The organism is Corynebacterium sp. HMSC064E10 (assembly GCF_001812505.1).
GTDB lineage: Bacteria > Actinomycetota > Actinomycetes > Mycobacteriales > Mycobacteriaceae > Corynebacterium > Corynebacterium amycolatum.
This window is the reverse complement of sequence record NZ_KV809173.1, coordinates 503,318-528,348: the sequence shown is the minus strand read 5'-3', so window position 1 is coordinate 528,348 and position 25,031 is coordinate 503,318. Positions and strand designations below refer to the sequence as shown.

Genomic DNA, 25,031 nt, shown 5'->3' with positions numbered 1-25,031 from the left:
AATTGAAGGGAGGGAATAGGACATGGCGAATCTTCGTGAACTTCGAGCCCGAATCAAGTCGGTGAACTCGACCAAGAAGATCACCAAGGCCCAGGAGCTTATCGCAACCTCGCGCATCACCAAGGCGCAGCGTCGCGTGGCAGACTCCCAGCCGTACGCCGACGAAATCGAGAAAGTCATCGGACGTCTCGCATCGGCTTCGTCGTTGGATCACCCGATGCTCGTAGAGCGTGAGGGTAACCAGCGTGTTGCAGTCCTGGTTGTCACCAGTGACCGCGGCATGTGTGGCGGCTACAACCACAACGTCCTGAAGAAAGCTGCAGAGCTGCGTACCGCTCTGGAAGAGCAAGGGCATGAGGTCGTTCTCTACGTGACTGGCCGTAAGGGCACCGACTACTACGACTTCCGTGGTGTCGAGCTCGCCGGTACGTGGGAGGGCTTCTCCCAGGATCCGGACTACGCCGCAACCCACGACGTGCGTCGTCACCTCATTGATGGTTTCAACGCTACGGCCGAGGGCACTGCCAAGTACCGCGAAGGCCTGCGTGGCACCAACGGCGAGGCCGTTCAGGGCTTTGACCAGGTCCACGTTGTTTACACGGAATTCGTGTCCATGCTTTCTCAGATTCCGCGTGCACACCAGATGCTCCCGATTGAGCCTGTGTACGAGGATGTCGAGATTGCTCAGGGCGAGGACATGCTGTCCGATGGATCAGATGACCTCAAGCCGGACTATGAATTCGAGCCTGATGCAGACACCCTGTTGGCAGAGCTTCTGCCGCAGTACGTGTCCCGCGCCCTGTTCGCAGTGATGCTCGAGGCCGCTGCCTCTGAGTCCGCTGCCCGTCGTAACGCTATGAAGTCTGCGACGGACAACGCTACCGAGCTGGTCAAGGACCTCTCGCGTGTTGCTAACCAGGCACGTCAGGCACAGATTACCCAGGAAATCACAGAAATCGTCGGTGGCGCCGGTGCGCTCGACGACAGCGGAGAAAGTGACTAGATATGAGCACAGCTCTAAGTGAGCAGAACACCACCACGGCTGTGGGCCGTGTTGTGCGTGTCATCGGTGCCGTCGTCGACGTGGAGTTCCCGCGTAACGAACTGCCGGCACTTTACAACGCGCTGACCGTGGAAGTTTCCCTTCCTTCGGTCGCCAAGACCATTGTCCTCGAGACTGCACAGCACCTCGGTGACAACATGGTTCGTACCATTGCTATGGCTCCGACCGACGGCCTGGTCCGCGGTGCAGAGGTCAAGGACACCGGTAAGCCGATTTCGGTTCCGGTTGGTGACGTCGTCAAGGGTCACGTCTTTAACGCAATGGGCGACTGCCTGGACGAGCCGGGCCTGGGTCGCGATGGTGAGCAGTGGGGCATCCACCGTGAGCCGCCGGCCTTCGACCAGCTCGAGGGTAAGACCGAGATTCTCGAAACCGGTATTAAGGTCATCGACCTGCTGACCCCGTACGTTAAGGGCGGCAAGATTGGTCTGTTCGGCGGTGCCGGTGTCGGTAAGACCGTTCTGATCCAGGAGATGATTACGCGTATTGCACGCGAGTTCTCCGGTACTTCGGTCTTCGCCGGTGTTGGTGAGCGTACCCGTGAGGGCACCGACCTCTTCCTGGAAATGGAAGAGATGGGCGTTCTCCAGGATACCGCCCTCGTCTTCGGCCAGATGGACGAGCCTCCGGGAGTCCGTATGCGCGTCGCGCTGTCGGGTCTGACCATGGCAGAGTACTTCCGCGATGTTCAGCACCAGGACGTGCTGCTCTTCATTGACAACATCTTCCGTTTCACCCAGGCCGGTTCTGAGGTTTCGACCCTGCTGGGTCGTATGCCTTCCGCCGTGGGCTACCAGCCGACCCTGGCTGACGAGATGGGTGTTCTGCAGGAGCGCATTACGTCCACCAAGGGCCGTTCGATTACCTCTCTGCAGGCCGTCTACGTGCCTGCCGATGACTACACCGACCCGGCTCCGGCAACGACCTTCGCCCACCTCGATGCAACCACCGAGCTCGACCGCTCAATTGCATCGAAGGGTATTTACCCGGCAGTGAACCCGCTGACTTCGACTTCTCGTATCCTCGAGCCGTCGATCGTCGGCGAGGAGCACTACCGCGTTGCCCAGCAGGTTATTAACATCCTGCAGAAGAACAAGGAACTCCAGGACATCATCGCCATCCTCGGTATGGACGAGCTGTCTGAGGAGGACAAGGTGACCGTGCAGCGTGCACGTCGTATCCAGCGATTCTTGGGTCAGAACTTCTTCGTTGCTGAGAAGTTCACGGGTCTGCCTGGTTCGTACGTCCCGCTGAAGGACACCATTGTTGCCTTCGACCGCATCTGCAAGGGTGACTTCGACAATTACCCGGAGATGGCCTTCGACGGCCTGGGTGGCCTCGACGATGTCGAGAAGAAGTACGCTGAAATGCAGAAGAAGTAAGGGGCATCCTCATGGCTGAAATCACCGCTGAACTGGTTGCTGTTGAGCGACCGCTCTGGAAGGGTAAGGCCACTTTGGTCTCTGCTCAGACCACCGAGGGTGAGATCGGCGTGCTGCCCGGACACCAGCCGTTGCTTGGCCAGCTGGTCAACAACGGTACGGTGACCATCAAGACCGCAGACGGCAAGGTTCTTGTCGCTTCGGTACAGGGTGGGTTCATTTCCGTGTCTACCTCGAAGGTTTCGATCCTCGCGGATAAGGCAATCTGGGCTGACGAGGTTAACCTCTCCGAGGCCGAGTCCAACCTGACTTCGGATGACCCTGCAGTAAAGGCACAGGCTGAGTCGGAGGTTCGCGCGGCTCGTCGCGCTTCCACCAAGTAGTCTGTTCGCCTGAACATCCGGTCGCACGACCGTATTCTTCCTGCTTCTTTAAACGGGGCGGGGAGCTCGCAAGAGAAATCTTGCAAGCTCCCCGCCCCGTTTTTCTTAGTTATTTTTCATGTCAGTGCAACAATCGGGTAGGGTTTGTAAAAAGCCTCTAATGCGCTTTTGGACCAAGGTTCGTCGTCTATTCACCCGGATGCGAGGCTGGCAGATAGTGTTTTCAAGCGTAACCATGATGTCAATGATGCTCATGATTATCGGTGCGATGTTAATCGTCGGCGGGGCGCTTGCCCTGTGGCGTTTTGCTAGCCTGCATGCAAAAGGTACCCCTGTTATCGCTCGTCGTCTTCCTGCCGGTGATGGCAGTCACTGGCGCCATGGAGTCATGGTTTATTCAGAGTCGACGTTGAAGATGTACAAGCTACGTTCGCTGCGTCCTGGCTGTGATGCCGAATTTGCCCGTCACGATGTCACTATTGTGGATCGCCGAAATCCGACTGACATCGAGGCGGGTTTTTTCGCGCCCGGGCTTCGGGTAGTCAGGATTAAATCGGGGAAAAATACCGAATGGGAGTTTGCCGTGGACTCGTCCTCGGACACCGCGCTGGTGGCGTGGGTGGAGTCGAAGCCGTCGTCACGCCAGACTCGTGAGTTTCCTACAGATATTGAGCGACGTTTTCGTTCGGCTTATAACCGCGGCCGGGGAAGCCAGTATTAGGCTGCGACGGCAGGTTATTGCGAAGCCTCTAGTGGGTATTGTTTTCTCCCGCGCGGCAGTCACGTTAGGGTAGGGGAATGCGCCTTGTGATTGCTGAATGCACCGTCGACTATGTCGGTCGCTTGAATGCCCATCTGCCTCATGCTCCGCGCTTGCTGTTGGTGAAAGCTGATGGGTCTGTCTCTGTGCATGCCGACGACCGTGCATATAAGCCCCTGAACTGGATGACACCGCCGTGCACGCTGACGGAGAAGGATATTCTCGACGAGTCGGGTGAGGACACTGGTGAAAAGCTTTGGGTCGTTGAGAACAAGAAGGGCGAGCAGCTTCGTATCACTATCGGCAAGGTGTTAGCTGATAGCACCTACGAGCTGGGAGAGGATCCCGGCCTGGAGAAGGATGGTGTAGAAGCGCATCTACAGGAGCTGCTTGCAGATCAGTTCACAACTTTTGGCGAGGGCTACACCCTGATTCGGCGCGAATACCCAACCGCGATTGGGCCGGTGGATCTGCTTGGCCGCGATGAAAACGGAGCCACTGTAGCAGTGGAGGTTAAGCGTCGGGGTGGTATCGATGGTGTCGAGCAGCTAACCCGTTACTTGGAGATGCTGAACCGCGATGAGCTGCTGGCACCGGTAGAGGGGATTTTTGCTGCCCAGGAGATTAAGCCACAGGCCAAGACTCTGGCAGAGGACCGTGGTATTCGCTGTGTGACCGTGGATTACGACGCGCTGCGTGGCCTGGAGTCCAACGAATTGCGGTTGTTTTAGTCATGCCTAGGCGAAACCACAAGCGGCGCGGCAATCAACGGGGTAATCAACGCGGCAGGCGTAATAACCAAGGCCAGAATCGCGGCAGCCTGCCCGCATTTGGCAGTTCTTTTCAAAACACTCGCACTGAATCCGGGCCTGCCGGTTGGCAGGACGTGGACTTTGCGGTGCGTAACATCAGCGCTGGCCAGTCCAATAAGATTTATCGCTGTCCGGGGTGCGACCAGGAAATCATGCCTGGGACCTCTCACATTGTGGCATGGCCACAGGATTATGGTGCCGGCGCCGATGACCGGCGCCATTGGCACACTAACTGCTGGCGCAACAGAGCTCACCGCACTATCACGCGCCGCTGGGGATAGATTTACTTTGCCGGCTCAACGAGCTCCAGCAGGACGCCACCGGCATCCTTCGGGTGGATGAAGTTGATGCGCGAACCTGCGGTGCCAATCTTCGGCTCCGGGTAGAGCACGCGGGTGCCCTGCTCCTTCAGATGTGCCATCAGAGCCTCCAAATCAGTGACGCGAACTGCGTACTGCTGGATTCCCGGCCCCTTCTTGTCCAGGTACTTTGCAATGGTGGACTGGTCATTCAGCGGCGCGAGAATCTGAACCAGAGTGCCACCTTCAACCTTGTCGGCCGGGCCGACCATGGCCTCGTGGACGCCCTGCTCTTCATTGACCTCATCGTGGTAGTTGATGAACCCCAGGTTTGCGCGGTACCACTCAATAGCGGCATCAAAATCTGGGACCGCGACGCCGACGTGATCAACAGCGACTACGTACTTATGGGGAACGGGAATCTGTGTCTCACTCATAGTTTCCAGAGTACTCGCTATTATCGGCGCCATGATTGTCGCATTTTCTGTTGCCCCCACTTTCTCCGATCCTGAGCAGGGAATGGCTGAGGCCGTTGCTGAAGCCGTACGTGTTGTGCGCGAATCTGGCCTGCCCAACGAAACTAATGCCATGTTCACCCTTGTTGAAGGCGAGTGGGATGAGGTCATGGACGTGGTTAAGCGAGCCACGGAAGCAGTCAGCCGTGTCAGTCCGCGCACTTCTCTCGTCATCAAAGCGGACATTCGCAACGGGTACACCGGGCAGCTGCGTGCGAAAGTCGATGCGGTGGAGGATGCGCTAAAAGCTACCGACTAGTCTCTTGTTCGGCTTGGACACGTAGGCTCTACATAGGTCTTTACATAGGCTTTACGACGACACTGGAGAGGAACCCTTTTACGATGCCAGCTGGACATGGTCACGCACATGGCCATTCGCATGGTCACTCGCATGGAGCACACGGTCACCGCGAGTGCTCGACCCCGCCACCACCGCCCGGTACGGTTGATTTGGAGCAGCTCCACCAGCGCGCCGAAGCCGAACGTAAGCACCGAGAGGAAATCGAGCGGGCAACCAGTGATCAGGGAGACGGGCTTCCTCCTGTGGTGGAGATTGCCCCGCAGACCCTTGAGGCAGAAGTCGTTCTGCGCTCGGAGCAGGTACCGGTAATTGTCTTAATCGGCATGGCGGGAGCAGCTGATTCGCTACGTCTTCGGGCTGAGCTAGAAGGCATGGCCCGTGAGGCCAATTTGAACTGGATTCTGGCGTGGGCGGATGCTGAGGAGCATCCGCAGCTGGCCCAGGCATTCGGTGTGCAGGCAGTGCCGACAGTCACGGCTGTGGCTATGGGCAGTCCCATTGGCATGTTTGTAGGCGAGAAAACCAGGGATTGGCTGGAGCAGTGGCTGGCGCAGGTTATGGAGGCCACTCGGGGGCGTCTCAAGGGGTTGCCGGCGGGAACTCGTATGGCTGGGGAGGGCAGCGAGCCGGAGGCTCCCGAGCCGACTGACTTCTTCGGCAATCCCGTACCCACCGATGACCCGCGTTTGGAGCAGGCCGAAGAGTTGCTCGAGGAGGGCAATTTCGACGGGGCGTTGGAGTTGTATGACGCTATGCTGCAGTCCGAGCCCGCAAATCAGGGTCTGAAGCGCGCTCACGCGAATGTGTCCTTCTTCGCCCGCGCTGCCAAAATTGATCGCAGTGCAGATCCAATTGCAAAAGCCGACGCAGCGCCGAAGGACGTCGCGCTCGCCCTCGATGCCGCGGATGTCACGATGCTTGTCGACGACCCAGCGAAGGCGCTCGATCGTTTGTTGAAGTTGCTCCCGCAGGTGTTTGGCGATGACCGTGAGACCATCAAGTCGCGTCTACTAGAGCTGCTTGTGCTATTCGATACCACGGATCCAGTGGCATTGGATGCGCGCCGGAGGATGGCTAGCGCACTGTACTAGGAGCACTGTACTAGGAGCCTTGAAAGCGCAGGCTCCTAGCTAGAAGCGTCGGTGTACGGCCAGGCATCCGGAGCCATGAAGTAGTAGACGCTGCCCATTACAGCGGCCATAAACGCCATCAGCAACAGGAAAAGCGTTGCTTTCATTGCCACATGGCGCTGCGCATACCAGGCGTAAAAGGCGTCCAATTTTGCTGCCAACCAGATGTTCAGGCGACGTGTCGGTGGGTGGACCAACGAGAGAATTCCCAGTGCAACAAAGATGCAGAGCCATCCGGGGGCAGGAGTTGGCAAAATGATAATGCCAACAATGAGCAGTGCGAAGCCTGCGACGAGAAGAACTGGGGAGAGCACCGGTCCGTACCAGGTGTTACGCATATGGGCATGGCGAATCTGCATGCGGTCCATCAAGCGATGTACCTTTTCTTCCATTGCGATTCACTTCCTCCGATTTTCGGTGCCGTGTAGTACTCCTAGCAGCGGTCTCAAAACAAGGCATCGTTGACACAACAAACATCAAATGTGCAGTTCAACTGCCTGGGTGCACCGTTGGACATTGACTATTTTTAATCATGTCTATATTTAATCCATTGTTGCACAAAAGTTGCGCCCCAGTGCAACGAGATTTTTCGGAAGGTGGTAATCTTCCAACAGTTCATAGTGGTTTACAGCAGTTACCACTGCCTTTCATCCGCCTATTCACCTCAGACAGTTCATACTGCGCTAGGTGCCTTTGGTCTTCAGTTTTCTGCAGCCAGGAGTTTTGCATGCGACTTCGCCCCAAAGTCCTTCGCGCTACTTCCGCCTCGGTCCTTGTTGCGCTTTCGGCCTCGACTCTGTTGGTGGGATGCACCATCGATGGCTCAAACGCCACCGGGGCCAAGGCCACCACTGCTGCCGCAAAGCCAAAAGCTCCAGATAACGGTTGGGATGCTTCCGAGGAAGTCGCCTGGTCTGATGCCCAGGACGCCCTCGATACCGCAGCTAAGAATTTCTCCGACAACTATGGCATCGAATTGGGCGCCTATTTGCGCGTCATTGACGGTCCGTACAAGGGGCTCACGGCGTCGGTAGGCGAGGACACGAAGGAGTACTCCGCATCGACCATTAAGGCTCCGTTGGTGGTTACTGCGCTGAAGAAATTTGGCGATGAGCTAGACAAGACGGTGACGGTCGATTGGGGCAACGGTGTTGGCGGAAGCGTGATTGGTCCTGGTCAATACACGCTCGACGGGCTGTTGCAATACGTGATGCGGTATTCGGACAACACCGCGGCGAATGGGTTGATTGACGCTGTCGGTGGTTTCGACGAGGTCAATAAAACCATCAAGGAAGCCGGTGTTGATGACAAGCGCTACCACCTGGGCAACAAGTTCAACATCCCCAATCCCAGCGGTGATCGGTCCTGGTTTACTCCCTCTCAGGCTGCGCTGTTCATGGCACGTCTCCAGGAAGTGGCCGATGGCACCTCAAAGCACAACTTCATTACCAAGGACACGGCACAAACTGCATTGACCTACCTCACCTACGGTGGTTCGCAGAAGTTTGTGATGTACGTCGGATCCGCGGTACAGAAGACCGGTGACACTGCCGAGGGCGTTAATGACCACGGTATTTTGTACACCGCGGCCGGACCTATCGCTTACGCAATTACGACGCGCTTTGATGGGGTGCCGCTCAATGAGCTTACCGACGGCCTGCTCGGCCAGCTGGGTTCCCAAATCGCCCCGCTTCTGCCGGATTACAATCGCCTTGGTAAGGATGGAAAGCCACTGACTGCCAAGCAGGCTGCAACGTGGAGCGCGGATGAGGATGGCGACGGCATTCCGGATCGCATCGGAACCGACAGCATGGATGGATCCGCGTACACCGATGATTCAGATTCTGCGAATTACAACGAATCTTTGGAACCTGACTGGTTCAATCCGTTCCGAGGATAGGACCTGGATACGCTCCCCAAAACAAAATTGCCCGTGGGTCAGGTTTTCAGGCCGAAACTCAGGTCACTGAAAACCGTGCAACACGGGCAATTCCTATGCGATTGTCTTCTATTCGGGTGGATTCGGGATTAGCCCTGCCACTTCAGCCAAACGGCGGTGTTGGCCGGCAGTACCAAATCAATCGAGTGAGCCTGGCCGTTCCAACCGTGCTCGACCGCGGTTACCGTACCGTTTTCACCGTAGCCGGAGCCCTCGTAACGTGATGCATTTGTGTTCAGAATCTCCGTCCATTGACCACCGCGCGGTACGCCAATCTTGTAGATTTCCTGCGTGGTTCCCGACAGGTTATAGACGCAGGCGACGACCGAGCCATCGGTGCCGTAACGGACAAAGGACACAACATTGTTTGTGGAATCATCCGCGTTAATCCACTGGAATCCCTCTGGGCGGTCATCCTGGGTGTAGAACGCCGGGTTTTCCTTGTAGATGGCGTTGATGTCCTTAACCAGAAGCTGAATGCCGCGGTGGAATTCGCCGCCCCAACCTTCGAGGTTGTCCCAAGCCACGGACTCATCGTGGTTCCACTCGTGGTTCTGGCCAAGATCCTGACCCTGGAATAGAAGCTGCTTGCCCGGGTGCGCCCACATGAAGGCCAGGAAAGTACGTAGGCCTGCGGCCTTATCCCAGTCACCGCCCGGCATGCGCTCCCACAGCGAGCCCTTGCCGTGCACGACCTCGTCGTGGCTAATCGGCAGAATGAACTCTTCCGAGTAAGCGTAGACCATAGCGAAGGTGAGCTCATGGTGGTGGTAGGAGCGGTAAATCGGCTCCTTGCTGAAGTACTCCAGCGTGTCATTCATCCAGCCCATGTTCCACTTCATAGAGAAGCCCAAGCCACCGTGTTCGGTAGGTGCGGTCACACCCGGCCAGGAAGTAGATTCTTCGGCCACGGTGAGGAAGCCCGGGTTGTGCTTGTGTACAGTGGCGTTGAATTCCTGCAGGAACTGAACAGCATCGAGGTTTTCACGGCCACCGTACTGGTTCGGCAGCCACTCGCCTTCATTGCGGGAGTAGTCCAGGTACAGCATGGAAGCCACTGCGTCGACGCGCAGACCGTCGATGTGGAACTCTTCCGCCCAGTACAGTGCGTTGGCATAGAGGAAGTTGCGTACCTCGTTGCGGCCGAAGTCGAAAACGTAGGTGCCCCAGTCGCGCTGCTCGCCGCGGCGCCAGTCCGGGTGCTCGTAGCAAGCCGTGCCATCGAAGCGGGCAAGTGCGAACTCGTCCTTCGGGAAGTGCCCCGGAACCCAGTCCATGATGACACCGATGCCAGCGGCGTGGAAGGCATCAACAAGACCGCGGAACTGATCTGGGGTGCCGTAGCGGCTGGTCGGAGCGTAGTAGCCGGAAACCTGATAACCCCAGGAACCGGTGAACGGGTGCTCACATACTGGCATGAATTCCACATGGGTGTAGCCCATGTCGACCACGTAGCGCACCAGCTTCTCCGCCATAACCTCGTAGCTCAGGCCCTGTTTCCAGGAACCCAAGTGGACCTCGTAGATAGAGATGGGCTCTTCGGCCCAGTCTGTGTTAGCGCGCTTTTCCATCCACGCTTGGTCGCCCCAGGTGTAGTCGGAGGTCGCAACGATCGATCCGGTAGCTGGTGGCAGTTCCGCAGCACGCGCCATCGGGTCGGCCTTATCGCGGCGCTGTCCCTCCGGTGTTGTGATGGCGAACTTGTAGACATCGCCCTCACCAACACCCGGGATGAACAGTTCCCAGATACCTGCGCCACCCATAGAGCGCATTGGGTACTGCGCACCGTTCCACATACAGAAGTCACCGACCACGGCGACGCCGCGTGCGTTCGGAGCCCAGACCGTAAACGAGGTGCCTTCGACCGTACCCAGCTCGGTGTCGTAACTGCGAAGGTGAGCACCGAGGACCTTCCACAGTTCCTCATGACGTCCCTCGCCGATTAGGTGCAGGTCACCAGCGCCAATAGTGGGGAGGAAACGGTAGCCGTCGGCACGCTCTACGGTTTCGCCGGAGTCCCACGTAATACGCAGGCGGTAGTCGAAGTCATCGCCGCCTGGGACGAGGGCGGTAAAGAAACCGTCGCCCAGGTTTTCCGCCTCAAATTCGCCGCGAGTGCTGACGATAGTAACTGTCTGAGCGCCGAAGACCCTCGTGCGAATTACCGTGTCACCGTCCACGACGTGTGCGCCGTAGATGCTGTGCGGATCGTGATGGGTGCAGTAGCGCAGGCGATCCATATCGCCAGAATCAATTGCGAGGCGGGGATCTGTGTGGGCTCCCATGGAAGGTCCTTCCGAAGCGTTTCTAGGTAGGTGAATGTGAAGTTGTTGAGTTCAGTGCTAAAGAAATAGAGGGAGGTAGGGGACAGTGGGCTGCTAACTCACCTGCCAGCCTAACGACGAATCGTTGCGACAGTGGCCAGGTCAGCGGCCCACTAACCCCGAAAGTTCCCAGCAAGCGTTTTAGCCCTCGTAGTCGGGGACGTTGCGCCAAGCCAACTTGTGGCGGAGCTTGACATCGATTTCCGGCAGCTTGATGATGTGCGCGACGTTTTCCCACGGTGCCAGGCGGACGTAGTTGTCCTTGCCCCAGTTGAACTGGTTGCCGGTAATCAGGTCAGTGACATCCATGCGGTCGTGGTTGCGGAGCCCAATGCGATCCATGTCGAGGTGCACGGTAGCTTCCTGGGCATTCCATGGATCGAGGTTGAGAACAACGAGGATGGCATCGCCGGTGACCGGATCGTGCTTCGAGTAAGCCAGCAGGTTGTCATTGTCGATGTCGTGGAAGTGCAGGTTGCGCAGCTGCTGCAGAGCCGGGTGCTCCCGGCGAATCTTGTTCAGCGTGGCAATGAACGGTTCCAGCGAGTTGCCGGTCGCCAGTGCCTGGTCGTAGTCGCGGCTGCGGAGCTGGTACTTCTCGCTGTCGAGGTACTCCTCGGAGCCCTCCTTGACCGGGACATTTTCAAACAGCTCGAAGCCGGAGTACATGCCCCACAGCGGAGAAAGGGTTGAAGCCAGCGCGGCGCGGATAGCGAAGGCGCCACGGCCGCCCTTGACCAGGAAATCATGCAGAATATCTGGGGTATTAACCCATAGGGATGGGCGAGCGATGTCCGCATGGCGGGTAATCTCCTCGCCGAATTCGGTCAGCTCTTCCTTCGTAGTCTTCCACGGGAAGTAGATGTAGGACTGAGTGAAGCCAGCTTTGGCCAGGCCGTAGAGACGGGCCGGGGCAGTGAAGGCCTCGGCGAGGAAGATGACCTCCGGGTTGGTTTCGTGAACCGTTTCAATCAGCCATTCCCAGAAGTTGCCCGGCTTGGTGTGGGGGTTGTCCACGCGGAAGACCTTGACTCCACGCTTGACCCAAAACTTCACTACACGCAGAACCTCTGCGTACAGGCCCTTGGCATCGTTGTCGAAGTTCAGCGGGTAGATGTCCTGGTACTTCTTCGGCGGATTCTCGGCGTAGGCAATGGTGCCGTCCGGCAGCACAGTGAACCACTCCGGGTGAGCCTTAGCCCACGGGTGGTCCGGTGCACACTGCAGCGCTAGGTCGATAGCGACCTCTAGATCGCGCTCCTTAGCAGCCTTGATGAACTCCTTGAAGTCCTTTTCGTCACCGAGGCTCGGGTGGATGGCGTCGTGGCCACCTTCTGCGGAGCCGATAGCCCACGGAGAACCGACATCGCCCGGTTCCGGGGTCAGGGTGTTGTTGCGACCCTTGCGGTTGATTTCACCGATTGGATGAATCGGTGGCAGATAGACCGTGTCGAAGCCCATGCGCTGTGCGCGATCAAGCTGTGCAACCGCGGTCTTGAACGTGCCGTGCAGCAGCTCGCCGTTTTCGCCGTAACCACCGTTAGAACGGGGGAAGAACTCGTACCAAGAGGAGTACAGGGCTTCGCGGCGGTCAACCTTGATCTTGCGGGTCTTTCCGCGGGTCAATAGGTCGCGTACCGGGTGCGCCTGCAAAATGGCGCGGGTCTCGTCGGAAAGCGCGGCTGCGATGCGGGCGCGAAGATCGCCGTCGCCGCGCAGACCTGCGGCGATGGAACGTAGGTGGTTGCGGTGGATAGCAGCGGCACCAGCGGCGGCGCGGTCGAAGAGAGCGGCACCAATTTCTAGATCATTAGAAAGCTCAGCTTCGCTCTGACCGGCCTCGAACTTCTTGGTGATAGCGTTGCGCCATGTTGCCATCGGGTCTGACCAGGCATCAATGCGAATGGTCCACAGTCCGGGGACGTCTGGGACGAAGGTGGCATTGACCTGATTTGGATCGTGGTCAGAAAAGTGCATTGGAATGCGCTGTGAGCGGGAAGCAAAAGCTGATTCCTTCGGCCCCTTAACGTTGAGCGTAGCGTTCATCGCGTCGTGGCCTTCTCGCCAAATGACGGCGAAGGTTGGGACGACTTCACCCACTACGGCCTTCGATGGAGTTGCACCACCGTTGATTTGAGGACGGATGTCATCAATACCGATTCGACCAGTCATAAAAGACGTTCTCCTAATTGTCGGCGAGCTAGGTGAAAATCGAAGCAAAAACCATCTCGAGTGAACTCGATTTGCTCTCTACCGAGGATAGATGAGAATGTCCGAGCGCACATTTGGGCAAAGTTAGGGCACCATGGATGTGTGGCTGAATTGGAAGAAGACTTTAACGAAGATTTGTTAATCGACTTTCGCGACGTACACCTCATCCGTGGTGGCCGTACGCTGGTCGGGCCGGTGGATTGGCAAGTAGAACTTGACGAGCGCTGGGTCATCATGGGGCCGAACGGTGCAGGCAAGACTTCTTTAATGCGCATTGCCGCAGCGGAGGAGTTCCCGTCTTCAGGGGTGGCCCATGTGATGGGAGAGCAGATTGGTCGCACCGACATGCGTGATTTGCGCACCATGATCGGTTTGACGTCGTCGTCGATTGCTCACCGCATACCCAATGATGAAAAGGTCGCGGACCTTGTTATTTCCGCCAGTTACTCCGTCTTGGGCCGCTGGCGTGAGACCTATGAAAAGATGGATTTCGAACAGCTCTCCGAGATTCTCGAGCGCATGGGAGCTGAGCATCTTGCCGACCGCACCTGGGGAACTCTCAGTGAGGGAGAGCGAAAGCGCGTGCTCATCGCACGAGCCATGATGGTCAACCCTGAATTGCTGCTTCTCGACGAGCCGGGCGCTGGGCTCGACCTGGGCGGTCGTGAAGACCTGGTCGGTTACTTAGGCGAACTCGCGCTCGACCCGGATGCGCCGGCGATGGTGATGATTACGCACCACCCGGAAGAGATTCCGTACGGCTTCACCCATGCGATGCTCCTTGACGAAGGCAATGTCATTGCACAGGGGCTTATTGACGACGTCCTGACCAGTGAGAACCTGACCAAGGCTTTCCACCAGGAAATCGTCGTCGATCGCATCGATGATCGCTACTTTGCGCGCCGGGCACGGCCTGCTGGAAAGCACCGGAAGAAGTAGACGCTCATGGCGGTTCCGACACCTGAAACTCCGAATACGCCCGCGTCGCCGAAACTGGCAGCGACTGTATTGCTGCTCCGTGACACCCACTGCGGGCTCGAGGTCTACGTTCAAGAACGTGTACCCTCAATGCGCTTTGCGGCCAATATGACCGTGTTTCCCGGCGGTGGAGTAGACCGACGTGATTTCCCCGCTGTCGCAAATGAGGGCATGACCGTGACCGAGCCGTCGGAAGCCGACCCCGAGTCGCGGATTGCACAGGCTTTTAACGTCGACCGCGCGCGGGCGCACGCGCTCACCTGCGCGGCCGTGCGTGAGACCTTTGAGGAAACAGGCACTCTGTTGGTTCGCGATGCTGGCGGTGAGATTGTCGCAGATGGCCACTGCTTCCACCGTCAGCGACGACAGTTGGAAGCCCACGAGTTGTCATTGACGGATTTCCTTAGCAATGAAAATCTGGTGCTCGATGCCGAACTCGTCAGTCCTTGGGCTAACTGGGTGACACCCGAGTCCAACCCCATTCGCTACGACACCTATTTCTTCCTCGCCGCGCTTCCCGACGGTCAAAGGGCCGACGGTGACACCTCTGAGGCGTCATCTTCGGGTTGGTTCCGCCCGACTACGATTTTGGATGGATGGCGCCGTGGGTTACTTGGCCTCATGCCTCCGACCTGGGCGCAACTGACTCGCTTGGACGGTGTCAGTACTGTGGCGGAGGCTCTCGAGGCAGCTAGAAACACTCCGGTGCGACGCACCAGTAGTGACTTCCTCGGGGAACCTTTTATGGATGAGTACTTTGCCGTTGCCACCCACATGGGGCATTTGCGAAAAGGTATGAACCGTTAATCGACTACTCAACCCCGCTAATCGGCTAACCCCTAATTGGAAGGAGATAACGAGTGTCCCTGTCCGCTGCAGAGGTGGCCGCTGTTGCGGCTCACCCGGAGTGGCTAGATGAGGCCGACCAACTCGCGCTTACTAAAAAGTCTCTGATTGCAGACTCCGCGCATCTACGCGGGCACTGTGGCGAGTTTGGTCGCGCGGTCATTGAAGTCGCAACAGCTCGGCGTTCGGCGGTCAGCAAACTGCCAGGGGACTGGATTTTCTCTTCCGAAGCAGCGCAACAGGCCACGCCCTTTGTCGTCGCGCTGGCTCGCGCTCGTAGGCTTTCGCATCTCGGTGTCGAAGCAGTGGCCGATGTGACCTGCTCCATTGGTACTGAAGTGGCAGCGATTGACCACGAGGGTCTGACCGTTGTCGGGTCTGATCTCGACCTTGCACGGCTGGACATGGCGCGGCATAACGTCGGCAAGAACATCTTCGCGCAGGCCGATGCTTTGCAACCGGCCTTTGACGTACCTGTCATTGTCGCTGACCCTGCACGCCGTTCCGGTGGGCGTAGGATCACCAACCCGGAGGATTTGCTCCCGTCGCTGCCGGCGCTCATAGCCGCCTGGCCAGATAGAGAACTAGCTATCAAATGCGCGCCGGGGCTCGACTTCAGCGAGTGGAGCGGGGAAGTAGCTGTCACTTCGGTTGACGGTGCGGTCAAGGAGGCGTGTCTATATACGCCGGGGCTGGTCAGAGTTACCGAGGGGCAATCCGTAACGCGGTCGGCGATGGTTGTCCAGACCGTCGATAAGCACAGGCCGTTAGAGTTGTCGGCGGTGAACGTGCAGACATACGACGACACCATGCCTGACGACATCGACGTACGGGCGGCCGGTCGGTACATCATTGACCCGGACGGAGCAATCGTGCGCGCCGGGCTGGTGCGGCATTTTGCGGCGGCACATGGGCTGTGGCAGCTCGATGAACGGATTGCGCATCTTAGCGGTGATGCGTTGCCACAGGGCATTGCCGGGTTTGAAGTTATTGAGCAAGTGAGTTTGAAGCAGGTTCGCAAGGCGCTGGCGGCGTTGGATTGCGGGGCGGCGGAGATTCTCGTGCGCGGTGTGGACGTGAACCCTGACGTGTTGCGCAAGCAGTGGAAGCTGAAAGGTGCCAGGGCATTGGCGGTGGTGATCACGCGTATTGGGCGGAGCGCGACGGCGTTTATCTGTGAGCCTCGAGAGGTCGGTTAAGGACCGCGTTACGACGGAGAATTGGTGGGGGTAGCCTGTTGGGGATCGGTGTTTGCTGTTGGCGAATACCACGGAGACAACTGCGATCGGTTGCGTATTATTAACCTCTGACATGCGGAAATGGCATGTTAGCGGGTGGGGTGGGCTCGTGGCGTGAGAAAAAATTTAAAAAAATAACGACATTGTTATCTGGATCACCTTCGCATTCCCGACAGGTTCTGTTATCTTCAACACAGACGACCTAGAGCGTGGCCTGGTTCACTTTATTGTGAGGTGGCTTGCGAAGTAAGGTCAGATAAACGTTCACCAGTAATCAACCAGTAAGGACGACAGAAAAATGCCGAACATTGTGGTTCTGGTCAAGCAGGTTCCGGACACCTGGTCCGAGCGTAAGCTCACCGACGACAAGTTTGTCCTCGATCGTGAGTCTGCAGACGCAGTTCTCGACGAAATTAATGAGAACGCTGTTGAGGCTGCCCTGCAGCTGAAGGAAGAACACGGCGGTAACGTTACCGTCGCAACTGTTGGCCCGGATCGTGCCATCGAGGCACTGCGCAAGGCTCTGTCCATGGGTGCTGACGACGCCGTCATTCTTTCGGACGACGCACTTGAGGGCTCTGACGCAGTCCAGACTGCATGGGCTCTGTCCAATATCATTGACACCCTCGAGGATGTTGACCTCATCATCACCGGTAACGCCTCCACTGACGGCGGCACCGGTTCCGTCCCGGCTGTCCTCGGTGTCTACCGCGACCTCCCGGTTCTGACTCACCTGCGCTCTGTGGCTATCGAGGGTGACTCCATCACAGGTGAGCGCGAGGTTGAAGACGGCATCTACCAGCTCAAGGCATCCCTGCCGGCAGTCGTCTCCGTCACTGAGAAGGCAAACAGCCCGCGCTTCGCATCCTTCAAGGGCATCATGGCCGCTAAGAAGAAGCCGGTCACCGAGCTGACCCTGGACGATGTTGCTGCTGAGGCAGAGCAGGTTGGTCTCGAAAACGCTGCTACCGGTGTCACTGGCTCCACTCCGAAGCCTGCTAAGACCGCTGGTGAGCGCATTAACGATGAGGGAGACGGCGGCGCCAAGCTGGCCGAGTACCTCAAGGCCCAGAAGTTCATCTAAGGCGCTTGACGCGAATAGAAGACAAATAGAGATACAAGTAGGAGAAAGATCACTATGACCGACGTCCTCGTTCTCGTCGAGCACGCAAATGGCGAGCTGAAGAACACCACCGCTGAACTGCTGACTGCTGCTTCCGCATTCGGTACCCCGGCCGCAGTTGTCGTGGGCACCCCGGGTACCGCTGCTGGCTTTGCAGAGACCCTGGCTTCCTACGGCGCTGGCGAGATTCTCGCTGCTGAGTCGGACGATGCCGCTAAGTACCTGATCACCCCTGAGGTTGACGTTCTCGTCGGCCTGGCCTCCGAGCGTGAGGTTCCGGTGCTGGTTTCCGCTTCCGCAACCGGCAAGGAAATCGCTGGCCGCGTTGCAGCACTGACCGGTTCCGGTCTGCTGTCCGACGTTGTTGCCATCAACGACGACGCTTCCGTTAAGTACTCCATCTTCGGTGGCGAGTACATCGTCGACGGTGTCGGCTACGGCGCATCCCCGGTCTACGCTCTGCGCCCGGGTTCCGTTGACCCGGAGGAGAAGTCCGGTTCCGCTGACGTCACTGAGATTGCATTCCCGGAGATCGGCAACAACGCTGTCGAAATCGTTTCCTTCGCACCGGCTGAGGGCGGCGACCGTCCGGAGCTGACCGAGGCTAAGCTGGTTGTTTCCGGTGGCCGCGGTGTCGCATCCGAGGATGGCTTCAAGAACGTTGTGGAGCCGCTGGCAGACGTTCTCGGCGCTGCTGTTGGTGCTTCCCGTGCCGCTGTTGACGCTGGCTACTACCCGGGCCAGTTCCAGGTCGGCCAGACCGGTAAGACCGTTTCCCCGGACCTCTACCTTGCTCTGGGTATCTCCGGTGCAATTCAGCACAAGGCCGGTATGCAGACCTCCAAGACCATCGTCGTGGTCAACAAGGACGAAGAGGCTCCGCTGTTTGAGATTGCTGACTTCGGTGTCGTCGGTGACCTGTTCGACGTTGTCCCGCAGGCTATCGAGAACCTGAAGTAATACGCACTTGCCGTAAGGCTGCTAGCAACTACCCGCTCGGGGTGGGCACAGATTTCCACGTCTGTTCCCGCCCCGAGCGTTTTTATATGGGACGGTTTTTATTCGCCACTGATCTCACCCGATGTGGTGAGAGGACCTCGGTGATGGTGCGTAGTGAGTTTTAGGCGTGCCCGGCGTTATACTGCCTGCATGTCTAATGACCGCAATGTTGCCGCTCCGCGTAAAAAGAGTGGCGTGAATTCTTCTGCGAAGACGCGCCACTTTGTGGATCATGCCGCCACCACACCACTGCGCCCAGAAGCACGCACGGCAATGGTCGATAACTTGGGTTTGACCAACCCATCGGGGCAGTACACTACCGCTCGCGTTGCTAAGAAAGTTCTGGAGGAGTCGCGCGAAGAAATAGCGGAGCTGCTTGGTGCCGACCCTATTGAGGTAGTTTTTACCTCTGGAGGCACGGAGGCTGACAATCTGGCAGTTTCCGGCTTGTACTTCAAGGCGACAGGTTCAGACATTGTGGTTCCCCCAATTGAACACGACGCAGTGTTGAAGACCTGTCGTCATTTGGAGAAGGAACACTGGGCGCGAATTGTCCCTGCCCCGGTGGACTCTACGGGAAGGGTGGATTTACAAGCCTTTCCCACGCTGGACAGAAACTCCACTGCACTGGTGACTTGTATGTGGGCCAACAATGAAACAGGGGCTGTACAACCGATTAGTGAGATTTCAGCGCTCGCTAGAAAAACGCGGGTTCCTTTCCACATTGACGCTGTGCAGGCCGCTGGTCATGTGCCTATCGATTTTCATTCTTCGGGTGCCGCGACGATGGCAATCTCAGCCCATAAGTTTGGCGGACCCCGCGGCATCGGAGCGTTATTAGTGCGCCGGGATATAACGCTATGTCCCCACAACAACGGTGGTGGCCAGGAGCGCGGATTGCGTTCCGGTACCCAGGATGTTGCATCGGCAGCGGGGATGGCGGCCGGTTTGCGCGCGGCGGTCTCTGACATGCAAGCCGAACATGACCGGGTCAAGAATCTCACTGAACAGCTGACTCATGCGATTGCCGGCATTGACGGTGCAATCGTGCACACAACTCAGCCGGCATTAGCTGGTCACGTATATGCCAGTTTTCCCGGTGCAGAAGCAGATAGCCTCATTATGCTTTTCGACGCTGCTGGTATCGATTGCTCGACCGGTTCGGCATGTAGTGCAGGCGTTAATCGTCCTTCTCATGTGCTCTCAGCCATGGGCGTGAGTGAGCCCGAGGCGCGTTCTGCCATCCGCTTTACGCTGGGGTGGACCTCGACGCAGGACGATGTCGATGCCGTTATCGCAGCACTGCCCGAAACAGTGATGCGAGCACGCAAGGCCGGCATGGCGTAGTAGTTGTTTGGTCTCACGGGCGCGGGGCCACTACGGCGGATCACTACAGGTCCGCTCAACGATGGTACGGTGACACGAGCTTTCCAACGGTGGCAAAACTAGGTGTACAAATCACAGAAAGGATTCACTATGCGTGTTTTGGCGGCTATGAGTGGTGGCGTCGATTCTTCGGTGGCAGCTGCTCGCGCATTGGCAGCAGGACACGAGGTTGTGGGTGTGCACTTAGCCCTGTCGAAGGATCCGCAGTCCGTTCGCGCTGGCTCCCGGGGTTGCTGTTCACTGGAAGACTCCGGCGACGCGCGACGGGTATGCGACGAATTGGGGATTCCGTTCTATGTATGGGACTTCTCCGAGCGCTTCAAAGAAGAGGTCATGGACGACTTCTACGACTCATACGAACGTGGCGAAACCCCCAACCCCTGCCTGCGCTGCAACGAACGGATTAAGTTCGCAGCCCTGTTGGAACGCGGTCTGGCGCTCGGCTTCGACGCGGTGGTGACTGGTCACTACGCTTTGCTTGGCGACGATGGTCTGTTGCGCCGTGGCCGCGATATGAAAAAGGATCAGTCCTACGTCCTTGGAGTGCTCGACCGTGAGCAACTCAACCACTCCCTTTTCCCGGTCGGCGATACTGAAAAGCCCGAGATCCGCGAAGAAGCGCGCGATATGGGGCTGGGCACGGCAAATAAGCCAGATTCTTACGATATTTGTTTCATTCCGGATGGGAATACCCAGGCTTTTCTGGGCGCTAAAATTGGGCGTCGGCCGGGCCTTATCGTTGATAAGGAGAGCGGCGATACCGTCGCTGAGCACGATGGTGTTTATGGGTTCACCATCGGCCAGCGCAAAGGCATTGGCCTGCCCGGGCCTATGGCTGACGGCAAGCCACGCTATGTCACTGGAATCGATGCGGATACCGCAACGGTGACCATTGGCACTGCCGAAGATCTGAAGGTCAATGTGCTGCAGGCGGACCGAGCTATTTGGTTGGTTGAGCCTTCGGAGGTTGTGGCAGCGGCAGATGCAGGGAAACTACAGGTGCAGGTACGTGCCCACGGTCAGCCTGTGGACTGCACTGTCGACGTTAAGGCAGGTCCAGAGGATGCACTCACCGGCCGAGGTGGTGCTTTTGAGCTAAAGCTCTCCGAGCCGCTTCGCGGTATCGCTCCAGGCCAGGCGGCGGTGCTGTATCACGCTGATCCGGCCGGAGACTATGTGCTCGGTTCTGGCACGATTATTGCTACTTGTTAATTCCTCATTCAGGAGAGCGCGTTTACCGTGACATCTTTTGTCGGCTTAGGCCCCATGCCGGGTATCGATCCCCGTGCAGCAGCAGAGATTATTATAGGTGAATGCTTGGACGGACATGTAGCGCTGCCGCTACTTCCTGCGCGCGGCCTCGGTGCTGATTTGATTGGCCGCACGGCTGTACTCATGGCCGACCTGAACGTGGATAGGGGAGCGCGCAGCTGGAAGATAGCTGACAGAGTCGGCCGGCTTCAATCCCGGGCCCGTGATTTCCTCGCTCGAGACATTGATGCCTGCGAAGAACTGTGGGAAACGGCGCCTCAGCTGGTTCGCCTGGTAGCAGCTGGCCCCTGGACTATGGCAGCTTCCGTGGAAACTGCCGGTGGCAGGTTAGTGGCAACAGACCCTGGTGCAGTTTCCTACTTCGCCGAATCTCTGGCTGCTGGCCTCATCGACCAGGCTGCCGATGTGCGACGTCGCTTTGATTGCGCCGTGGAAGTCCTTCTCGTTGAGCCGATGCTCAGTGCAGTTGCCAGCGGGACAGTACGCGCCCCTTCAATGATGCTTGGTATCAACGGCTACCTTCCAGCTGTCGGATCGCGTGAGATCGCCGAAGAGTACCGCCGTCTCACGTCCGAATTGCTTAACGATGGAATCGAGACCGCAATCGCCGTGGAGAAAATTGAGGGTGTGGAGCTCAGCGCAATTGCAGACTCCGGTGTTACCGGGCTGTGGATTCCGCATACTGAACTCTCGACGAATGCAAACCTGGACTTTGTTGCTGCGGCGGTCGATAAGGGAATAGAGCTGCAGCTTGGCATCGTGCCCGTGCATGTAGCGGAGCGGGAAGAGTTTACCGGAGCAGCTATCGGTAGCTCTCCGCGTGGAGTAGCTGAGCAGGCTGCACGGTTGTGGGAGGAATTGGGGTATTCCCACCAGAACCGCGCAAGCAAACTCTCCATTGCCCCAGTGTCAGGGTTTGCGCACAGCGACATTGATGAAACTATTGCTCAGCTTCGTGCGGGTCGGGAGACAGCTGAGTTGATGCGTCGCGCTGCGGGGGATTTGTAGCCTGCGCGGTAGCGGAGACCAATATCGCTTCCACAGCTTCTTCATGCCACGCAATGTAGGTATCCAACTGTTCGTCGTTAAGCGAAAGTGCCTCTACGGCAGTGACGGCGGAGTTGACAATGTTTTGGATTGTGCGTGCGACGAGATAGCCCTGAGATTCGGCGAGGCTGTCGAGCTTAGTGATTGCCACGACGAGAATGTCATGCAGTTCCGAGTGAATCGCACCGATTTCGCGCTGTGCATCTTGGTGAAAGTGGTAGGAAAAGACAGCGGTGCGCCACGCGTGCTTTGAGTCGCTGGCCATACTGATGTTGGTGCGGACAAATGCGCGAGCTGCGGAAATAGGGTCCTTTGCCTCTTTCACGGAAGTGCCGACGGTGGCTTTCCATTCGGGGAAGTCGCGTAGGACCAACGCTGCGACCAGATCATCGACAGTGTTGTAGTAGCGATAAAAACTGGACCGAGCAATTCCGGCTTCCTTTGCAATCTCACCCACCTTAAGGGGTGCCTCGATGTCGCTAAGTGTTTGTTTTGCGAGCAGGCTGCTAGCGGCATCCATCAGCTTTTCATTGACTTGTCGACGGTGTTCGACAACGGTGGCCGCAGAAATTCTAGGCATGGCGAAATCCTCGGATTCTGAGAAGAAATGGAGCGTTCGTTCCCCTGATTTTATAAGTCACGGTGTTCTCATAATCTCAGGAACTGGAGATAATCCACAAGAAAACGCAGATAGTCACCTAGAAAGGACACCCGCGTCATGTATCGGCGATTCAACGCCGCTTTATTTGGCACAAAACGACGCATGTGGCTCACCATCGTTGTTTCGTTGCTGGTAGTGGGGCTGCTGTCAGCAGTAGCGCCCTCTGTGGAGGACGTAAAGACGAATTCCGGCGACGGTCCGTCGGAAACTGCGCAGTCAGTGGAAGCGAAGAAGCGTCTCCATGAGGCATTTCCCACAGAACCAAATCTTCTTCCTGCCGTCGTAGTGCTGACCTCAGACTCGGCAAAGACCACTGAGAAAGCCGCGCACGACGTTCTCGCTGATTTAGCTGAGCGGGACGGTGGTTTTACTCGGGCGCCGATTAGCCCCGTGTGTACCAGCTTGGGAAGCCAGGTGCTTCGTGAAGGCAAGTGTATCCCGGGTTCACCGGAAGGAACCCGCAGCGAGGATGGAAAGACCGTAACCATCGTTGTCCCCACGGTGGGCGATGCTACTGAGAAGTCCTACCGCGATGACATTGATGCACTGCGCGAGGATATCGCCGCCATTGCAGATAATGCCGACAAAAACGGCAACGTGGAAACTCACCTCACCGGCCCAGCGGGCATCGTCACCGATACCGTGAAGGTCTTTTCCTCTGGTGACCGGGTGCTCATGCTCGGAACCATCCTTTTGGTGCTGGTTATTCTGCTGCTGGTCTATCGCTCGCCTGTACTCGCAATCCTGCCACTGTTGGCCGTGGGCGTCGCAATGCGGCTGGCGCAGAGCGTCGGCGCGTTGCTCGCAGATGCCGGTGCCATTGAGATCAGCTCGCAGACCGCATCGATTATGACAGTGTTGCTCTTCGGTGTCGGTACTGACTATGCGCTGATTATCAATGCCCGCTACCGTGAAGCACTGGCTGCTCAGCGAGAAAAGGGACAAGAGCTAGACCGTAATGCTGCAATGGTGGATGCAATGGGGCGTACTGGCGAGGTTCTCGCTAGCTCCGCAGGCACCATCATCCTGGCAATGATGGCGCTGCTATTCACCAAGTCGCCCGCGTTGCAAGGCTTCGGCCCGTATCTCGCTATCGGTGTCGCTTCAATGGCCATCGTTGCTGCCGTGTTCCTACCGGCGTTGTTCATTGCGGTGGGCAAGGCTGCATTCTGGCCGGGCGGATATGACAAGGCACTCCAGCGGGTCGACTCGAAGATGTGGACGAAGGTCGCCAATACCGTCGACAAGAAGCCAAAGGCTGTTCTGGCCGCAGGTCTGGCGCTGCTGATTGTGATGTCGCTGGGTGCCTTGAATTACAAGGAGTCTTTCAACTTCCTCACTGGCTTCCGCGTGGATACCGACTCGGCGGCGGGGCAGGAGATTGCGGCCCGCGATATTGGTGCGGGCGAAATTGCCCCGACTACCTTGCTTATCGAAGGGAAGAATCTCGACTTGCCGCAGCTGCAGCAGGCCGCTGAAGAGGTGGCAAAGAAGGATTCTGCGGATATCGCCCGAATTAGTGTTGCTGCCCGTGATGTCACCGATGACGGTGAGACGGCACGCATGACTGTTGTGCTCAATCAGGATCCATACATCACAGAATCCATGGAAGCTCTGGAACCCATCAGCAATGATGTGCGCGATGCACTGAAGACGGCTGGTGCTTCCGCAGACACGACAGTGACTGCCACGGGCGAAACCGCTGAGCTTAGCGACGTCCGCGCTGACCTCGATCGCGATATCAAGATGCTGGTGCCAGTGATGATTGTCATCGTGGCAATTGTGTTGGCAGTGCTACTCAAATCCCTACTAGCGCCGCTGTACTTGGCAGCGACACTGTTGCTGTCGTTCGTCGCCACGATGGGGCTAACCGTCCTAATTGCACTGAATATTCAGGGAGATGAGGGAATTGGTAACCGCGTGACTGCCTACATTCTGGTGTTCTTGATTGCGCTGGGGGTGGACTACACCATCTTTGTGATGAGTAGGCTGCGGCAGGAGCTGAAGCACCACGATATGCGTGAGGCAATGAAGATTGCCGTTGCCCGAACTGGCGGTGTGGTTTCATCGGCAGGTCTGATTCTGGCTGCTACCTTCGCAGTGCTGATGACTCAGCCAATCCGTGAGCTCTACCAGTTCGGTTTGGGCCTGGCACTTGGTATTTTGCTGGACACCTTCGTGGTCCGCCCCTTCATTGTCCCGGCCATTGTCCGACTGATTGGCGACAACGCACTGTGGCCGACAAAGCCGAGCAAGTTGCTCGCCGAAGCAAAGGAACAGCCGCAGGCAGAAATAGTGTCAGCCGAACACTAGTGGGCAGTGGCTAACCAGCCCTTCCGTGTGCAAGTACGGTGAGCCGACC

At 57.6% G+C, this 25,031-nt stretch carries 22 protein-coding genes; 17 read left to right on the top strand and 5 right to left on the bottom strand.

Features of this window, described 5'->3' with window-relative positions:
* Nucleotides 1-22 precede the first annotated feature (22 nt).
* From HMPREF2860_RS04125 to nucS, 5 genes are all read left to right on the top strand, one after another.
* Entirely contained in the window at nt 23-1,003 is a 981-nt protein-coding gene (locus tag HMPREF2860_RS04125) for a F0F1 ATP synthase subunit gamma (RefSeq protein ID WP_070628620.1), read from the top strand.
* A 2-nt stretch (nt 1,004-1,005) separates the two neighbouring features.
* Nucleotides 1,006-2,445, top strand: coding sequence for a F0F1 ATP synthase subunit beta (atpD, locus tag HMPREF2860_RS04120; protein WP_038628477.1), 1,440 nt, complete (start codon nt 1,006-1,008; stop codon nt 2,443-2,445).
* Nucleotides 2,446-2,456: 11 nt separating this feature from the next.
* Nucleotides 2,457-2,828, top strand: coding sequence for a F0F1 ATP synthase subunit epsilon (locus HMPREF2860_RS04115; protein WP_038628479.1), 372 nt, complete (start codon nt 2,457-2,459; stop codon nt 2,826-2,828).
* Between the two features lie 217 nt (nt 2,829-3,045).
* A complete protein-coding gene (locus tag HMPREF2860_RS04110) occupies nt 3,046-3,549 on the top strand; it encodes a DUF2550 domain-containing protein (protein ID WP_038629512.1) in 504 nt (167 codons plus the stop codon).
* Nucleotides 3,550-3,626: 77 nt separating this feature from the next.
* Nucleotides 3,627-4,319 (top strand): endonuclease NucS, encoded by a 693-nt coding sequence (nucS, locus tag HMPREF2860_RS04105; protein WP_038628481.1) that lies wholly within the window; start codon nt 3,627-3,629, stop codon nt 4,317-4,319.
* A gap of 364 nt (nt 4,320-4,683) precedes the next feature.
* Here the strand turns inward: nucS and mce are convergent, their stop codons facing one another.
* The gene (mce, locus tag HMPREF2860_RS04095; protein ID WP_005509354.1) at nt 4,684-5,136 is read right to left on the bottom strand and encodes a methylmalonyl-CoA epimerase; all 453 of its coding nucleotides are present in this window, start codon (nt 5,134-5,136) and stop codon (nt 4,684-4,686) included.
* Between the two features lie 31 nt (nt 5,137-5,167).
* Here mce and HMPREF2860_RS04090 point away from each other — a divergent pair, with 31 nt between their 5' ends.
* A complete protein-coding gene (locus HMPREF2860_RS04090) occupies nt 5,168-5,473 on the top strand; it encodes a thiamine-binding protein (RefSeq protein WP_038628488.1) in 306 nt (101 codons plus the stop codon).
* Between the two features lie 83 nt (nt 5,474-5,556).
* Nucleotides 5,557-6,606 (top strand): co-chaperone YbbN, encoded by a 1,050-nt coding sequence (locus tag HMPREF2860_RS04085; protein WP_049181164.1) that lies wholly within the window; start codon nt 5,557-5,559, stop codon nt 6,604-6,606.
* Nucleotides 6,607-6,641: 35 nt separating this feature from the next.
* On the opposite strand, the gene HMPREF2860_RS04080 is transcribed toward HMPREF2860_RS04085, so the two are convergent.
* On the bottom strand, nt 6,642-7,037 hold the full coding sequence (locus HMPREF2860_RS04080) for a TIGR02611 family protein (RefSeq protein WP_038628495.1): 396 nt from the start codon (nt 7,035-7,037) through the stop codon (nt 6,642-6,644).
* A 335-nt stretch (nt 7,038-7,372) separates the two neighbouring features.
* On the opposite strand from HMPREF2860_RS04080, the gene HMPREF2860_RS04075 reads away from it, so the two are divergent.
* A complete protein-coding gene (locus HMPREF2860_RS04075) occupies nt 7,373-8,545 on the top strand; it encodes a serine hydrolase (protein WP_070432178.1) in 1,173 nt (390 codons plus the stop codon).
* A gap of 128 nt (nt 8,546-8,673) precedes the next feature.
* Here the strand turns inward: HMPREF2860_RS04075 and glgB are convergent, their stop codons facing one another.
* The gene (gene glgB / locus HMPREF2860_RS04070) at nt 8,674-10,869 is read right to left on the bottom strand and encodes a 1,4-alpha-glucan branching protein GlgB (RefSeq protein WP_070628619.1); all 2,196 of its coding nucleotides are present in this window, start codon (nt 10,867-10,869) and stop codon (nt 8,674-8,676) included.
* Between the two features lie 180 nt (nt 10,870-11,049).
* On the bottom strand, nt 11,050-13,080 hold the full coding sequence (locus HMPREF2860_RS04065; protein ID WP_070628618.1) for an alpha-1,4-glucan--maltose-1-phosphate maltosyltransferase: 2,031 nt from the start codon (nt 13,078-13,080) through the stop codon (nt 11,050-11,052).
* A gap of 141 nt (nt 13,081-13,221) precedes the next feature.
* Between HMPREF2860_RS04065 and HMPREF2860_RS04060 the strand changes: the two genes are divergently transcribed.
* The 8 genes from HMPREF2860_RS04060 (at nt 13,222) to HMPREF2860_RS04025 (ending at nt 21,969) form a co-directional block, all read left to right on the top strand.
* Complete coding sequence (locus HMPREF2860_RS04060; protein ID WP_070628617.1) at nt 13,222-14,058, top strand: ABC transporter ATP-binding protein; 837 nt, start codon at nt 13,222-13,224, stop codon at nt 14,056-14,058.
* A gap of 6 nt (nt 14,059-14,064) precedes the next feature.
* The gene (locus HMPREF2860_RS04055; RefSeq protein ID WP_070628616.1) at nt 14,065-14,904 is read left to right on the top strand and encodes an NUDIX hydrolase; all 840 of its coding nucleotides are present in this window, start codon (nt 14,065-14,067) and stop codon (nt 14,902-14,904) included.
* A gap of 53 nt (nt 14,905-14,957) precedes the next feature.
* Entirely contained in the window at nt 14,958-16,142 is a 1,185-nt protein-coding gene (locus HMPREF2860_RS04050; protein WP_070628615.1) for a THUMP-like domain-containing protein, read from the top strand.
* A gap of 337 nt (nt 16,143-16,479) precedes the next feature.
* Nucleotides 16,480-17,265, top strand: a complete 786-nt coding sequence (locus tag HMPREF2860_RS04045; protein WP_038628514.1) for an electron transfer flavoprotein subunit beta/FixA family protein — start codon at nt 16,480-16,482, stop codon at nt 17,263-17,265.
* A gap of 54 nt (nt 17,266-17,319) precedes the next feature.
* The gene (locus tag HMPREF2860_RS04040; protein WP_038628515.1) at nt 17,320-18,264 is read left to right on the top strand and encodes an electron transfer flavoprotein subunit alpha/FixB family protein; all 945 of its coding nucleotides are present in this window, start codon (nt 17,320-17,322) and stop codon (nt 18,262-18,264) included.
* A gap of 189 nt (nt 18,265-18,453) precedes the next feature.
* Entirely contained in the window at nt 18,454-19,650 is a 1,197-nt protein-coding gene (locus HMPREF2860_RS04035; RefSeq protein ID WP_080972857.1) for a cysteine desulfurase family protein, read from the top strand.
* A gap of 129 nt (nt 19,651-19,779) precedes the next feature.
* Nucleotides 19,780-20,901 carry a tRNA 2-thiouridine(34) synthase MnmA gene (gene mnmA, locus HMPREF2860_RS04030; RefSeq protein WP_038628517.1) on the top strand — a complete coding sequence of 374 codons (1,122 nt, stop codon included), beginning with the start codon at nt 19,780-19,782 and terminating at the stop codon, nt 20,899-20,901.
* Between the two features lie 27 nt (nt 20,902-20,928).
* Complete coding sequence (locus tag HMPREF2860_RS04025) at nt 20,929-21,969, top strand: uroporphyrinogen decarboxylase/cobalamine-independent methonine synthase family protein (RefSeq protein WP_049181168.1); 1,041 nt, start codon at nt 20,929-20,931, stop codon at nt 21,967-21,969.
* Here HMPREF2860_RS04025 and HMPREF2860_RS04020 read toward each other — a convergent pair.
* Nucleotides 21,902-22,588 carry a TetR/AcrR family transcriptional regulator gene (locus tag HMPREF2860_RS04020; RefSeq protein ID WP_070628614.1) on the bottom strand — a complete coding sequence of 229 codons (687 nt, stop codon included), beginning with the start codon at nt 22,586-22,588 and terminating at the stop codon, nt 21,902-21,904. The two genes, HMPREF2860_RS04025 and HMPREF2860_RS04020, sit on opposite strands and share 68 nt — an antisense overlap.
* 183 nt (nt 22,589-22,771) lie before the next feature.
* On the opposite strand from HMPREF2860_RS04020, the gene HMPREF2860_RS04015 reads away from it, so the two are divergent.
* Nucleotides 22,772-24,982: an MMPL family transporter gene (locus tag HMPREF2860_RS04015; RefSeq protein ID WP_239392943.1), complete on the top strand. Its 2,211-nt coding sequence runs from the start codon at nt 22,772-22,774 to the stop codon at nt 24,980-24,982.
* The last annotated feature ends 49 nt before the right edge of the window (nt 24,983-25,031 follow it).

Coding starts and splice junctions, on each gene's coding strand:
- HMPREF2860_RS04125 (WP_070628620.1), top strand. CDS start 23: ATGGCGAATCTTCGTGAACTTCGAGCCCGAATCAAGTCGGTGAACTCG.
- atpD (WP_038628477.1), top strand. CDS start 1,006: ATGAGCACAGCTCTAAGTGAGCAGAACACCACCACGGCTGTGGGCCGT.
- HMPREF2860_RS04115 (WP_038628479.1), top strand. CDS start 2,457: ATGGCTGAAATCACCGCTGAACTGGTTGCTGTTGAGCGACCGCTCTGG.
- nucS (WP_038628481.1), top strand. CDS start 3,627: ATGCGCCTTGTGATTGCTGAATGCACCGTCGACTATGTCGGTCGCTTG.
- mce (WP_005509354.1), bottom strand. CDS start 5,136: ATGAGTGAGACACAGATTCCCGTTCCCCATAAGTACGTAGTCGCTGTT.
- HMPREF2860_RS04090 (WP_038628488.1), top strand. CDS start 5,168: ATGATTGTCGCATTTTCTGTTGCCCCCACTTTCTCCGATCCTGAGCAG.
- HMPREF2860_RS04085 (WP_049181164.1), top strand. CDS start 5,557: ATGCCAGCTGGACATGGTCACGCACATGGCCATTCGCATGGTCACTCG.
- HMPREF2860_RS04080 (WP_038628495.1), bottom strand. CDS start 7,037: ATGGAAGAAAAGGTACATCGCTTGATGGACCGCATGCAGATTCGCCAT.
- HMPREF2860_RS04075 (WP_070432178.1), top strand. CDS start 7,373: ATGCGACTTCGCCCCAAAGTCCTTCGCGCTACTTCCGCCTCGGTCCTT.
- glgB (WP_070628619.1), bottom strand. CDS start 10,869: ATGGGAGCCCACACAGATCCCCGCCTCGCAATTGATTCTGGCGATATG.
- HMPREF2860_RS04065 (WP_070628618.1), bottom strand. CDS start 13,080: ATGACTGGTCGAATCGGTATTGATGACATCCGTCCTCAAATCAACGGT.
- HMPREF2860_RS04055 (WP_070628616.1), top strand. CDS start 14,065: ATGGCGGTTCCGACACCTGAAACTCCGAATACGCCCGCGTCGCCGAAA.
- HMPREF2860_RS04045 (WP_038628514.1), top strand. CDS start 16,480: ATGCCGAACATTGTGGTTCTGGTCAAGCAGGTTCCGGACACCTGGTCC.
- HMPREF2860_RS04040 (WP_038628515.1), top strand. CDS start 17,320: ATGACCGACGTCCTCGTTCTCGTCGAGCACGCAAATGGCGAGCTGAAG.
- HMPREF2860_RS04035 (WP_080972857.1), top strand. CDS start 18,454: ATGTCTAATGACCGCAATGTTGCCGCTCCGCGTAAAAAGAGTGGCGTG.
- mnmA (WP_038628517.1), top strand. CDS start 19,780: ATGCGTGTTTTGGCGGCTATGAGTGGTGGCGTCGATTCTTCGGTGGCA.
- HMPREF2860_RS04020 (WP_070628614.1), bottom strand. CDS start 22,588: ATGCCTAGAATTTCTGCGGCCACCGTTGTCGAACACCGTCGACAAGTC.
- HMPREF2860_RS04015 (WP_239392943.1), top strand. CDS start 22,772: ATGTGGCTCACCATCGTTGTTTCGTTGCTGGTAGTGGGGCTGCTGTCA.